Here is a 13,469-nt window from a genome sequence, read left to right as displayed (position 1 = left end):
TGTGGACCTCTTCGGGCCAGCACAGTGGTGCGGTCACCGCGAACTCCGGCACCGCCAACTCGACAGATTCACCACGCACGCGTCCGGGTTCGCGACGCTCGGCGCGCACCCGGACGCTGGGCGGGTCGCTGACCGGCTGGGGCGGGCTGGTGTGCCAGCCGGGCGGATGTTCCCAGATCGCGGTGTAGTGGACATCGTCGATACGCCAGGACCACGCGTCACTTTCGAGTGCCAACGATGGTGCTCCACGGTCGTTTTGCCGCCACGGCGTTTCGGGCGCGGTGGCAGCGAGCACGCGTCGGGCTCAGCGAAGACGTCAGGGAAACGCTCGCGAGCCTGTTCCTCGCTCATCAGGGCGGTGATGTCGTGGTAGCGGACCGGATGATCGGCGCCGATCTCACGGGCAACAGTGAGCTTGCCCGCGATGGTGTGCAGATCACCCGCGGGCCGTGAAATATTGACCACCGACACCGATTTCGCGTTCACGCGGGTGATCTGACGCCAGGATTTCCCGCCGAGGCGCACGAAGTCCCCGACCGTGAAATCCTCACGACCCCACCCCGGTGTGAGCCCCTCATCGATCTGGGACTGGCGAACACGCTTCCAGTAGGCGATCTCGCCGTCTCGCTGAGCCACCCGCGCGAGTACCCGCGTGCGATGCTCGCCGGTGGCGGCCTTGGTGGTCTCGACGTGGTGGACCTGTCCGTCGCTGTCGAGGAAGCGGCGACTGTATCCGTCGAGAAGGCGTTGATCGCCGCGCTGATCTGCCTCGAGCACGTCGATGCGATTGGCCACGGCCCGCGGCGAGTACCGGCGCTCGGTCGTGGGTTTCGCCGCCTCGGCACGCTGGTGTGCATGCTCGGCGGCACGATCGGCCAACACCGAACGCCCCCATGCCTTATCGGCGCGATCGAACGCGCGTCGGTGCCGGTGTTCGGAGTAGTGACCGACCTTGATCGGCTCGCCGAAGGGCGGCAACGCTTCGTGGGCCCGCTGGTGTGCCGTCCCTGCCGCGGCGGCTTGGGAGTCGCGTCGTGATGCCTTGTCGACCAGCGCGGAGACCCTGTCGCTCTGACGTTGGGCGCGGGCGGCCTCGGCGTCTTCGACCGCCCGCGCGGTCCGGTCGATGTCGAGCTCGACGGTGTGGCCGGCCTCGCGCAACTGCTTGGCGGTGTAGTCGATGAGGTACTGCTTGGGCTGGCGATCCCGCGAGGACACCACGATCCAGCACCCCAAGCTGCGGGCCCACCGCCAATGCCCGACCACCTTGCGCACCGCCGCCATCACTTCGTAGGTGCCGTCGCCGCGAACGGTGCCCTCAAGCAGGGTGCCGTGCTCGGCGGTGTGGACGATCGTCACTTCGGCCATGACCGGCCTCCTTCCCGTATTCGAGTACGCATGTGTGCATTGATGTGGTGTGTTCTGCCGATGGCAAATCGTTGGTTGGACAGGATCCGTCGAGGTGTCGGGTATTTGACGGCAGCGTGGCCGCTCAGGTCGAGGCCGGGTGCCCATCGCCGCGCCGGGGTGGTCGAGGACGACCCATCGCCGGGCGCCCCGGCGCGCGACGGTTCACCCGAAGCTCCTGGCATGGGTGATACATCGACTGTCCGCCCCGGATTCGTGCCGGGCCCTGCGCACGGCGGGCCCGCAGGAGCACGGTGTTGACCTTGGTGCCCGACGTCGCGAATGCGTCGGCGGGCAGTTCCTCGTGGTCACCGTGCTCGGCGATGAATTCACGCATGGCCCGAAATTTGCGTTCGGTTCGAAAGACATAGTTGCCGGGGGCGATTGCCAACAGCTGCCCGCCCTCGAGCAGAAGGTCCCACGCGGCGTAGAGGTGATCCATCCACACCGTCGGTCGATCCGGTAGAGCGAAGGGCGGGTTCATCACCACCGCTGAGAACATCGGTACCGCGGTCATGGCGAACTGCTCGAAAGTCGCCACCACGACAGTTACCCGCGGATCGCCACCGATTCCGGCGGCCCGCTCGGGATCGGGCTCGACGGCGGTGACCCGCACGTGCGGATTCGCCTCTAGGACCGCACGCACGAGCGCGCCGTCCCCGGCCGAAGGCTCCAGAACATGCGCCCCGACCTCGAGACGAGCGATATCGGAGCCCTCGCCGGCGACCATCCGTCTGGCTACCGGGTCGGGGGTCGCGAAGTAGGCGTCCAGCACCTGCCGGTCGGTGACAGGAGTCCTGCCGTTCGCGAGGGCCGCCGCGATGACCTCGCCGGGATCGCCGGCGAATACATGGGCTTGATCCCGGCGGCTCCACCTTCCACCCATCGCCTCGACGACCTTGTTCACCTTCTTGTACTCCGCCGAGCTCAGCCGCTTCGGAAGAAGCAGTCTGTTGCCTTCGATACGTGATTGGTCCAGAATCTCCCGCACGAACTCCGAGACCGATCGAGATGTTCTGACGGCCATGTGAGGTCACCTTTCATGTGGCTGGCGCCGAGAAGACGCAGTGGGCTCGGCAGAGCACACACGGTGCGGGAAGCGAGCGACCGGCGCCGCCGGAGGTGAAAAGACTCGCAGCTCGGGTGATGCTGCCTTGCTCCTAGGCTGCCGGTTCGTCGTCGAATCCTCCGACCTCCAGGTACGCGCCGGTCGCGCTCGGTGAGAGCTCGACCAAACTCAGCCCGTCCTCGTCGATCCCGACAAACCCGGCCGGATCCAGGGTGGAAGCCCAGGCCATCAATTCCGATACCGCGAGCATTGAGACCTCCGAGGTGTGGTGCGACGAACTGTGAGTGACAAGCGCTGAACCGAGCGCCGTGGTCCACGTGGACTTGCGCCTGGCGCACCAGCGTTATCCGGTTGACGGTGAACTCGTCGGGCGGACATTCCAACCCGATCCAGGAGAGCGCTGCGGCCGGTGACTGGGCCCCGTCGGTGGGTCCACCGGCTATGCGAGTTGTAGCTGCTGCTGAAACTCGGTCGGTGACCACTGCTCACGGAACGCTTCCGGGCTGAGAAAGCCCAACGACCCGTGGGGTCGGTAACTGTTGTACTCGATCCGCCAGTCCTCGGCAAGAACACGGACCTCGGTCAACGAATGAAACACCTCGCACGACAAGAACTCGTCGCGGAAACGCCCGTTGAACGACTCGCAGATCCCGTTCTGCCACGGCGATCCCGGATCGATGAACGACGCGTCGACACCGGTGAACCGGCACCAATCCCGCATCGCGTGCGCGGTCATCTCCGTGCCGTTGTCCATCCGGATATGGACTGGCCGCCTACCTGTGTCCGCGATGATCTCATCGAGCACCCCGACCAACTGATCCGACGTGCACGACCGAAATGCTCTGGTAGCCAACGCTTCCCGCGTGAACTCATCGACGATGTTGAGGAACCGGACCTGGCGCCCGTCGACGGTGACATCAACCTGGAAATCCAACGCCCACATCTGATCAGGTGCGGTTGCCCGCAACCGTTGATTGCGGCCTGCCCCGATCCGCCGTTTCTTCCGGACCCGGAATGGTCGTTTCAGACCTTCCTCGCGCCAAAGCCGTTGGGTCCGTTTGTGGTTGGTGACCATGCCCTCGCCGCGGCAAAGTGCGTGGGCTTTGCGCCATCCCCACCGCGGGTGCTTGGCCGAGATCTCGCGTAACCGCGCCCGTAAAGCCCGGTCGAGCTCAGTGATCGTGGGTGGTCGGCGTTGCACTGATCGGGGTTGCCCCACGACCGCGCACGCGCGTCGCTGTGACACCCGAAACCGTTGTTGCAGAAACACGACGGCTCTGCGGCGTCGGTCCGGGCTCAGAAGTTTCCCCGGTTCACTTCCTTGAGCATGTCGATATCGAGGGCTTGCTCGGCGACCATCTTCTTCAGCCGCGCGTTCTCGCGTTCGAGCTCTTTGAGCCGTTTCGCGTCGTCGGACTTCATGCCGCCGTATTGGGCTTGCCAGCGGTGCCAGGAGGCGTCGGAGATCTCGAGGTGTTTACAGACCTCTTCGATCGAGAAGCCCTGCCCGATCAGCTTCTCGCCTTCGCGGAGCTTCCGGATGACCTGCTCGGGGGTGTGTCGTCGTGCCATGGTGTGTTCTCGTCCTCCTGCACCCATTCTGGTGCATCAGAACTCTCACAACCACTGGACCTGCTCAAAGGGATCCAGTCACAACCATCCAGCACCGCCTCGATCTTCTTGATTTCGCCGTCGACAAACGCTCGCGGGTCAGCTTGGGCCGCGGTGGCTTGTTCGTCTATCTCTTCAAGGTATGCCTCGGCGGTTTGGTCGTCGATCCCACCGCAGACCATGCGGCCGCTGGCACGCAGCAGATGTGGTGTGTGGGTGAGCTGCTCGCGGTCGTCCCACAGCGGACCGAGCCGAGCGAACACCGAGGCGTCATATTCGCATACCGCTTCGGCGAAGCGGGCGTCACCACCCTCCGGCACTGCGGAGTACAGGTTGTCGATAAACTTGGCGCGGATGCCCGCCGGCGAGGTATCGATCGTTGCCAAGGGGCCGGTCAGGGATTCGAACGCGTTGACCGTTTCTCGCGCTTGCTGTTCGACACTGGTTCGTTCCCCTGTTGTCGGATCGGTGAATGTCGCTGACATCATGGCGTCGGCGAGTTCGTCGGGTGTCGAGTTCGGGCCGTTTGCGTCGACGCAGCCGAGCTCGGTGACGATTCCTAGTCCGTCACGCACGAAGTCTGTTCCGGAGCATGACACGAGCGCGGCAATGATCAGGGGTACGACACAGCACATGGCTACAACTCGGATAGACATACCGAAAGTGTTCGCCTTCGCGGTGTGCCGTGTCTGTCCGATATTCAACTGACAGCCTGTGGCAGCAGAGGCCAACGCTTGTCGTCGAGGGCGTGCGGTCCAGCCTATCGCGGTGGATCGCTGCGGAGACACGGGAAGATCGGGGTAGCTGTGCAGCTACCGGTGCGTGACCAGGCCGATTGTCGGATCAAGTCAGGGCCGAAGTAGCCCGGCAAGAGCAGGGTTGTTTTCGGCGTCGAAGGCCGACAGGGTAAGTGCACGCCGCCAACGAGTCGGCGCCCCGTTCCTGATGACGCGGGTCCGGTCAGGCGTGGATGTCGCGGCGGCCGGTCAGAAGCGAGGGCCGGGGAACTTTCCGTTGACGTCGGGGACCGCTGTGTACTCCTGGCATGTGGCGTAGCCGTAGACGTTGGGAACGCCGGGATGGTTTCTTGTCTCGCGGACGAGAGTGTCCTTGACACAGTTGCTCGAGCCGAGTGCGCTGGGTGCGTGGGCGAGCACGGTTGTGGTCGCGACGCGTCCGACCGGGATGTCCTGCCATCCTCGGGCCACGACGGTGTTGTCGGAGATCCTGACAACCGGGTCGTCAGAGGAATTCTGGATGTAGAGGTGCCCGTCGTAGAGCGCGACCGAATCGATATCCATCCCTGAGGTTCGGTCGGTGTCGATGACAAAGACGTCTGCCCACGTTGTCCGATCGAGCACCTTGTACATCGGTTGTGACCCGATCATGTACTTCACCGCGATCAGGTTCGTCGTGGGGTCGGGCAGCAGCGCGCGAGCATGCCGAAGGGCGCCGGTGGCGGGATCGGCGGGTTGTGCTGTGGACTCGTCGAACCATGCCATACCGTCCGGGTATCCGAATCCGTATCCGTGGTCGGTCACGGTGTCAAGCGAGGGGCCGACCATATCGCCTGCCGGTGGTGCCTCGTACTTGACGGTTCCGGTGGCCGCGGACACCACGCTCAGGCGCCGTGGGCAGACACCGCATTCGCCTGGCGCCCGCACGGCGTAGCTGCTGCGGGTCGAGGCCAGCACCTCACTTCCGGATATGGTCCACAACTGCTTGAGGTCGACCCCGGAGTACCCTCTGACCTGCTGAGAATCATCGTTGTCTCGGATGTTGAACGAGACCGCGACGCCCGAGTCCGATCCGCGCAGGGTCACGTTCTGTGGCTGTTCGCGTCCTTTCCACACGGTGGCCTTCCTGACCGGGGTTGTCTGATTCAGCCGGTAGGAAACCAGTGAAACCTCGCGGGATTCGGGTTCCAGTCCCGATGATGGTGTGAACGAGACGACGGCGTAGGTGAGGCGGAAGTCGTCGCCGGAGCCAGAAGTCGCGCAGCCATCGGCCATGAGTGCGTCTTTCGTCCCGGCAACGGTCGGTACCGGGAATTCGTGGGCTGCGGTGATGTTGTCGGCGAGCCTGACGATGGCCGGGCTCTCTTTGGGGGTGTGGTTGCTGAAAGGGCGGTCGCAGTGTGTGGCCACGACTCCGCGGCGCATCATCACCTCCGCCCACTTCGGATTCGTGAAGACGGTCGGGCCTGCCGGTGCGGCGCTCGTGGTTGCCGATGGGGCCTGCGGCGTCGGGGTTGTCGCCGTTGTTGCCGGCTGGGGCGAGGTGCATCCGGCGGCGATACCGACGGCGCCAGCGAGCAGGAGAACACGAATCGTGTTGTGCGGCATAGTCCGTCCTGGTGATGTGTGCCGACTTCTGGGAAGTCGGGCGCTCAGGGCTGGCAGCGGTCGAGGTAGTGTCAGCGCGTCAGAGGATGCTGCGGTCAGCGTCGATGCTCGACGGCATGGGGTAGTCGGGTAGATGGGGCAGGGCCAGCGCAGAACCTGTGGGGCAGTAGTGTCCCGCTCTCACGGTTGGTCTGTCTGTATGGCGATCGGCAGACAGGCCGGTTCGGGCCGCTACAACTGGTCGGGGTCGACGAGTCCGTCCTGGATCGCTCGGGCGACGAGTGCGGCTTTGGTGGATGCGGGGCGTCCGACTTGGGCGTACTTTGCGCGGATCCGTTCGAGGTGGGTGTTCACGGTTCCGGTGGTGATGAACAGTCGTTTTCCGACCAGTGCTTTGGATTCGGTTTGGAACCAGGCGAGCAGGACTTCACGTTCACGCGGTGACAGGGTGGGTCTGCTCGGGCGGGTGTCTTGGCTCATCGCTTGGGCCATCGTCGGGCTGAGGTAGGGCCGGTTGGAGCCTGCGGCGTGGAGTGCGGCGACGAGGTGGGTTTCGCCTTCCAGCTTGGACAGGTAGGTGACCACGCCGAGGTCCAGGCAGTCGAGAACGAGGTCGCTGCGGGTGTGCTGGGAGAAGACCACGATCCGGAACCCTCTCTCGCACAGTGCTGCTGTGGAGCTCAGATCGGGGCTGGATTCGGCGAACTGCAGATCCAACACGACTGCGGTGATGGTGTCCGGGTTCGCGTCGGGGTCGGCCAGTATCTCGCCGGGGCTGGGGTAGCGGGCGATGACGTGGATCGGTGGGTCCGCGGCGGCGCACCAGCCGGCGATGCCAGCGTGAACGACGGAGTGGTCGTCGACCACCGCTACAGGCATGCCTGTGTCGCTGGGGTGGTGCACCTTCACCTCTGTTGTCCGGGACACTGTCTGCGCCCCGATTCCGGTCGGGTTCAGGGCAGCGGCACTGTAGCCCAGACCAGACCGTCGGAGCTGATCAGCGTGGCCTGTGGTGCGCTCGCGGCGACGGCCTGGGTGCAGGTGTCGTCGCAGTCGCAGGTGATGCTGAGATCGGCTCGTTGGTCGGGCGTGCCGGTGATGACGATCTTGGCGCGGGTTCGGGTGCCTGCGAGCAAGATTATCGCGACGGTCAGGGCTTCGGTGTGCTGTTGGGGATCGAGATCGACAGTCCTGCCGATCGAATGGGTGCTCACTGCGACTCCGCGTGCTTCGGCAGCCTCGATAGAGGGGTTCAGTTCGTCGAGCAAGGCTGCCGCCGCGGGTGGGTCCTCGGCGAACAGTCGTCGCAGCCGGGTTGTCTCGAGTGAGCATGCGGCTCGGACTGTCGGTCTCGACGCTGAGCTGGGGTCGTCGGCCAGCTGTTGCAGGACGGGAACGAGTTGGCTGGACATGCGTTGGTAACGCTCGCGGCGGTCCTGGTGCAGCGTGGCGGTGAGTGTGGACTGAATCTGCAGATCAGCCAGATCGGTGCCTGCTTGTCGTGTCCGCCGCACGGCCCAACGTAGGAAGTCGCTGAATCCGAGCGCGACGCCTTGCAAGACCGTCACGCTGATCACGGTGTACAGCAGTGTCGAGAGAACCGTGGTTGTCGCGACAGCAACCGCTGCGGCTGTTCCGACAGACCACAACACACCGAGCAGCGCCAGCCCGACTCGGCTCCCGCGCCGGACCGACAGGGCGGCGAGTTGCCAGCCGAGCGCGGCCACCGCCCAGTTGGCGCTGCTGGTGACCTGTTGCGGGGTCAGCAGCACCGTTTGCAGCGGCGCGAGTGCCACCACGATCGTGGCCGTAGTCCACCACACGGCAGCGGGAAGGCGATGGCGAACTTCTGCTACCGCGACGAACGCGGTCAGTACGGCAGCGACCAGAATGCCGGCTTGCGCGGTTGGGTGCGCCGCGTCCAGGGCGTTGAGGCCCTGTAGGGCGGTGACGACGACGGCGATCACCACCAGCCCGTACCCGTAGCCGCGCAGCAGCCGCAGTGCCTCGTCCGCGTCGCGGTGCAGGCTGCTGGGTTCCGGGTTGGCATCCCATCGGATCTCGACCGCGGTTCCTGTGCCCGGCGACGAGGCGATCTCGGCCGTGGCCCCGACGTCGGCGAGGCGACCCCGGATCGAGTTCCGGACGCCGAACCGGCCCGGGGAGAGCGCGGCATCGCTGGGATCGAAACCGACTCCGTCGTCGATGACGCGCACTCGCCGGTTCCCGTATTCGACCGTCAGCAGGCTCGCGTCGGCATGTCGGTCGGCATTCGACAGTGCCTCACCCACTGCGGCCACCACTGCCTGGCTGGTGAGCGGATCGTCCGGTCCCGCAGCGCGGCCGCGGAACTGGACCGGGGTGTTGGTCCAGTTCGCGTGCTCACCGATCCGGCGGGCGAAGTCGTCGGTGTTCAGCGCTCGCGCGCCGCGTCGTACTGCCGCCAGATCGCGACGAGCTTGGGCACGTAACCGGTCGTCGTCGACCACGATGCCTTGCCCGACCATCGCCAACGTCGACGCGGCGGTGTCGTGCAGTGTCGCCCACGTCTCGCGCTCGTCACGACGGCGCGCTGCGCTGACTTCAGCGTCGATTCTGGCGGTCGTGTACTGCTCGAATGCGTCGTCGGTGATCTGCGCCGAACGCAGGACGAGCCAACGCAACACCGCGGCCACGGCCCACTCGACCACCAGGAAATCGAGGCTGAAAATGGTCCATGGCTGATCGACCCCGGGTACCTGGACCGCACCTGATGCCCAAGTCGCAACCACGATCACCGTGGCGGGCAACGACATACGGATCGGGCGTGACATAGCCACCGTCACCACAGCCGTCCCGGCGACCGCGAGCATCGGGCTGGCCGCCGTTGTGAACGCCGGGCCGTCCACCACCAGCGGCGTGCACAACAAGTACGCACCCGCCACGATCAACTCCCACACCGGATTCCATCGCCGGGTCAACCGCCACAGAGCCCATACCAACAGCCCGGCATGGATGACTATCGACGCGACGCCGACTCCACCACCAACCAGATACACCACAGCGACAGCCGCTTCGACCACATTCAGCGTCGACGCCGCGATCCGATCGATCCGCGCATCCAGCACCGGCCGCGTCGACGCCGCCTCCGAATTCACCCGCCCCATTATTCGCCTCCAGGCAGGGAACGCGCGCGAAACGCAGACACCACCCAGCGACGTGTCGATGCTGCTACCACTGCAGCGGGGCATCGAACTGACATTGCCAGCAGGCGAACTCGGATCGGCCGGGCTCGATGTTCTGTTCGGCCCCGCACCGTGGGCAACGAACCTTTCCCCACCCACGTGGGGTTCGCACCCGGCCGGGCATGATCAGGGCCACGACGATCCCGATCACACCGGACACTACGCCGAGCGCAAGGAAGCCCACGCCGCTGTTACCCTTCGACGCCGCGATGACAGCAGCGAGCACTCCGCACACCACCGCATAAGCGACGAGACCGATCAGGAACACGCTCGAAGCAGTGGCCATGACAACCATTCCCATCAGACTTGCTTTGCCTGTGATTCTGTGGCACAAGGCGACAGCGATGGCACCCGCGTGGCAGGGCATCCGAACCGGATAGGCCTCGGGCAGCAGTCCAGGCCCGTGGTCGAGTTGCCACCAGGATTTGAACCGAATATGCGCTCCGTCAGGCGACAACTCAGGGGCAGCGAACGGTGTAGTCCCATTTGGTGCCGCTGGGGCCGGTGATCCGGACGGTGACCGAAGTCGCCGCACCGGCCGGGACCGCGATTACTGCCGAGCCGGTTCCCTGGTTGATCTGATCGCCCACGTAGCCGGTGTCGTGTATCTGAGCCCCTTGGTAGAAGACCTGTATACGATCCGGTACGTCGTAGGTCTCATAGGCCAGAACGAAGCTGGTCGGTCCTCCGGTACCGAGCTGATGAATCGTGGTGGTGATGCCCTCGCCGCCGGACTTGGTCGAGTTGTTGCATTGCTGCGTCGCCGCCGAACCGGTGCCGAGCAGCTCGCCCAGGACGCCGCTGCCGCCATCGAGAATGCCACTGCCGGTGTCAATCAACGAGCTGCCAGCATCACCGCTGCCGGTATCTGCTTGTGACACACCGGGAGATGCACCGATCGACATAGCCAGCGCCGCGAGGCCGGCCGTCGCCAACATGGACTTCGAATTCAAGGTCGTGCGCACAGTCTTTTCCTCCGCTGGTTTCCGCGTTCTCTTCATCAGGCAAGGTCATGCAAACTCACTCGAAAACCGTATGGCGCGAACGGAAAAGGAGGTATCGGTCGAACAGAGGACACCGATGTCGAGGGTCGATCGCAGTGCCGATCGAGATCGCTCGGACTACCCTCGCTGATCAAGCAGAGGCCGGTACCGGCCGTAGAACACGACGCCTGAGTCACGAGGTCACTTCGCGGCGGGTGGACGCAGGAGAAGGGCTGGTCCGGCGATCGCGAGTGTTGCCTCGTCGCCGATCTCCGGTTCTCGTGGCGGGCATGGCGACCGACCTGGAAGGCCGGCACTCCGTACACCAGACCGTGGACGAGCGAAACGACGACAGCTGTGTTGACGCTGATCTGTGAGACAGGCTGTTCTTGATCTGACGTTTCGTCGGCGACGTGGTTTGTCGGGCGACCGGCGCGCTTCGGCGACCCGCACTGGGATCGTCTGCAGGGCTGGCCCGGCCCCAAAGCTGCAACAGGAAACGCGGGCGCTCAGGGTGGCACGTCGGCCTAGACTGTTGAGATGTGGACGGTCGGGAACCTTGGCGAGCTGCGATCGATCCTGGAGCGCGCTGTCGGTAGCCCGGGCCGAGAGCACGATGGTTTCGCGACGGTGGAATACACACACGGTGGGGACTGCTGCACGGATAGGTGACATCTGAACTGTGGTGCCGACAGGCACTGCTGGAAGGATGTAACCGTGCCCAAGCCCTACCCCAAAGAGTTCCGCGACGACGTCGTGCGCGTAGCCCGCAACCGAGGACCCGGCCAACAGCTCAAGCAGATCGCCGCCGACTTCGGGATCAGCGAGTCGTGTCTGGCCGGTTGGCTTAAGGCCGCCGACGTCGAAGACGGGACCAGACCCGGAACGACCGCGACCGAGAACGCCGAACTCATCCAGGCCCGGAAACGGATCAAGCTCCTCGAGCAGGAAAACGAAGTCCTGCGCCGAGCCGCGGCCTATCTCTCGCAGGCGAACCTGCCGGGAAAATGATGTACCCGCTCGTTCGTGAGCTGGCCGCTGACGGGATCCCCGTCGCGGTGACGTGCCGGGTCCTGAAAATCGCGCGCCAACCGTATTACCGGTGGCTCGCTGACCCGATCACAGCCGCCGAACTCGACGAGGCCTACCGAGCCGACGCGTTGTTCGATGCTCACCGCGACGACCCCGAGTTCGGATACCGGTTCCTTGCCGACGAGGCCGCCGACGCCGGCCAGGCGATGGCCTCACGGACCGCGTGGCGGATCTGCTCGACCAACAAATGGTGGAGCAGTTTCGGTAAAAAACGCGGCTCCAAGAATGGCCGGTCAGGGCCACCAGTTCATGACGATCTCGTCGCACGAAACTTCACCGCTGATGCACCAAACATGTTGTGGCTCACCGATATTACCGAACACCACACCGGTGAAGGCAAGTTGTATCTGTGCGCGATCAAGGACGTGTTCTCGAACCGGATCGTGGGCTACTCGATCGACTCGCGAATGAAGGCCCGCCTCGCTGTCGATGCACTTGGCTCAGCGGTGGCCAGGCGTGGCGCGGCCAGTGACCACGTCGCTGGTTGTGTCGTTCACAGCGATCGTGGGTCGCAATTTCGATCGCGAAAGTTCGTGCGGGCCTTGAACAAACACGCGATCGTCGGATCGATGGGCCGGGTCGGCGCGTGCGGGGACAACGCCGCGATGGAGTCATTCTTCGCGTTGCTGCAAAAGAATGTTCTCGATCGTCGGCCATGGGCAACTCGTGAGGAGTTGCGGATCGCGATCGTGACCTGGATCGAGCGGACCTACCACCGTCGTCGACGTCAGACTCGGCTCGGCAAATTGACCCCCATCGAATACGAGACCATCATGACCCCAGCAGCCCTTCGGGCTGCCTGACCGCTGTCACCGGATCGTGCAGCAGTCCCGTGTCATCACCGCTCAGCGTGTGAGCATGTGGGTTGACGGCAGCACGACCGTCCTTGGCACATGGATTGGTGAACTGAAACCGCAGTACAGTCACTTCTACTCGGGCCCGGCGGCGGTCGAAGGCCTACTCGGTCTGACCAAGCGCGGTTGGCAGGTGCGCCCCAACCTACATCTCGCCTACTTTCGTTGTCCGCCGCATCGGCGGTGGTATCCTGCAATGCCACTCCCGGCCGGGGATTACGTCCGTCGCTGGACCCGTGACCTGAGTCTGGCAGGACGAAAGCCTCGAGAAGTGGTGGCTCACCCAGCCTTTGGCCGTTCTCTCGTAGATGACGGCTTCATCGACAGGGAGGCTCTGGGCGGTCTACAGGACTGGTTGCACGGGCACACGCGTCGAGAAGTCGATGTCCGTCCTAGCATCGCAGTTGAGTGGCGATTAGCCGAAGCCAGCCCCTCAGTTGTCGCCGTACGCTCAGCGGTGGCCGAGCTTCTCACAGCGGTCAAGGAGCCCGCACTGCCGTGAGTGGTTTGGTCAGCCAGCCAACAGCGCAAATCGCTATCCTGCACGGTCTGACCGGATATCGGTGCCTCAAGTCTGATTTCAACTTCGTGGGGTGGGCGTCAGTAAGGACATAGGTGCTGTCGAGTGGCCTGGCTACATACATGCCCCGTGTCGGTGCCACTAAAGATCGAGCTGATCTCGGCGGCCTTGATCGCACACCATCTGCAGGCCATGACCCACCGGATATGGGGGTTGTCCAATCCGGGATCCGACTGGTGGCGACCGGGCAGACTGCCTGGGCGTAGTGGCGGTATGCCTACGGCCACTACAACCAGCCGCTCAAGCTCGCGAGCACCTAGGCATGCCCACCGCGCAGCGACATCATCCAACGCCGGCTCTTCGA

At 64.5% G+C, this 13,469-nt stretch carries 11 protein-coding genes; 1 reads left to right on the top strand and 10 read right to left on the bottom strand.

The annotated features are described in order from the left end of the window. Nucleotides 1–33 precede the first annotated feature (33 nt). The 10 genes from NV348_RS35810 to NV348_RS35765 form a co-directional block, all read right to left on the bottom strand. Nucleotides 34–1,368 (bottom strand): DUF3560 domain-containing protein, encoded by a 1,335-nt coding sequence (locus NV348_RS35810; protein ID WP_447150872.1) that lies wholly within the window; start codon nt 1,366–1,368, stop codon nt 34–36. 124 nt (nt 1,369–1,492) lie between these two features. Further along, nucleotides 1,493–2,434 (bottom strand): hypothetical protein, encoded by a 942-nt coding sequence (locus NV348_RS35805; protein WP_447150871.1) that lies wholly within the window; start codon nt 2,432–2,434, stop codon nt 1,493–1,495. 133 nt (nt 2,435–2,567) lie between these two features. Further along, entirely contained in the window at nt 2,568–2,726 is a 159-nt protein-coding gene (locus NV348_RS35800) for a hypothetical protein (RefSeq protein ID WP_447150870.1), read from the bottom strand. Between the two features lie 189 nt (nt 2,727–2,915). Beyond that, nucleotides 2,916–4,048 (bottom strand): IS3 family transposase gene (locus NV348_RS35795; RefSeq protein WP_447145096.1). Its coding sequence is split into 2 segments (ribosomal slippage): nt 2,916–3,787 and nt 3,787–4,048, totalling 1,134 coding nucleotides; the frame shifts between segments, so codons are not numbered across the junction. Then, nucleotides 3,988–4,743 (bottom strand): hypothetical protein, encoded by a 756-nt coding sequence (locus tag NV348_RS35790; RefSeq protein WP_447150869.1) that lies wholly within the window; start codon nt 4,741–4,743, stop codon nt 3,988–3,990. Before NV348_RS35790 ends, NV348_RS35795 begins: the two co-directional genes overlap by 61 nt. 330 nt (nt 4,744–5,073) lie before the next feature. Beyond that, nucleotides 5,074–6,234, bottom strand: a complete 1,161-nt coding sequence (locus NV348_RS35785; protein WP_447150868.1) for a hypothetical protein — start codon at nt 6,232–6,234, stop codon at nt 5,074–5,076. Nucleotides 6,235–6,663: 429 nt separating this feature from the next. Continuing rightward, the gene (locus tag NV348_RS35780; RefSeq protein WP_447150867.1) at nt 6,664–7,311 is read right to left on the bottom strand and encodes a LuxR C-terminal-related transcriptional regulator; all 648 of its coding nucleotides are present in this window, start codon (nt 7,309–7,311) and stop codon (nt 6,664–6,666) included. A 74-nt stretch (nt 7,312–7,385) separates the two neighbouring features. Further along, entirely contained in the window at nt 7,386–9,662 is a 2,277-nt protein-coding gene (locus tag NV348_RS35775; protein WP_447150866.1) for an ATP-binding protein, read from the bottom strand. Then, on the bottom strand, nt 9,643–9,942 hold the full coding sequence (locus tag NV348_RS35770; RefSeq protein ID WP_447150865.1) for a hypothetical protein: 300 nt from the start codon (nt 9,940–9,942) through the stop codon (nt 9,643–9,645). Before NV348_RS35770 ends, NV348_RS35775 begins: the two co-directional genes overlap by 20 nt. A 172-nt stretch (nt 9,943–10,114) precedes the next feature. After that, nucleotides 10,115–10,621, bottom strand: coding sequence for a hypothetical protein (locus NV348_RS35765; RefSeq protein ID WP_447150864.1), 507 nt, complete (start codon nt 10,619–10,621; stop codon nt 10,115–10,117). 735 nt (nt 10,622–11,356) lie between these two features. Here NV348_RS35765 and NV348_RS35760 point away from each other — a divergent pair. Further along, nucleotides 11,357–12,534, top strand: a protein-coding gene (locus NV348_RS35760) for an IS3 family transposase (RefSeq protein WP_447150838.1) whose coding sequence is annotated in 2 segments (ribosomal slippage) — nt 11,357–11,641 and nt 11,644–12,534 — 1,176 coding nt in all. Because the reading frame shifts where the segments join, the coding sequence is not laid out codon by codon here. Nucleotides 12,535–13,469: the final 935 nt, after the last annotated feature.

The sequence above is a fragment of the Nocardia fodinahabitans genome, assembly GCF_052983615.1.
Note: the sequence above shows the minus strand (reverse complement) of the source record. Positions and strands in the feature narration are given on the sequence as shown.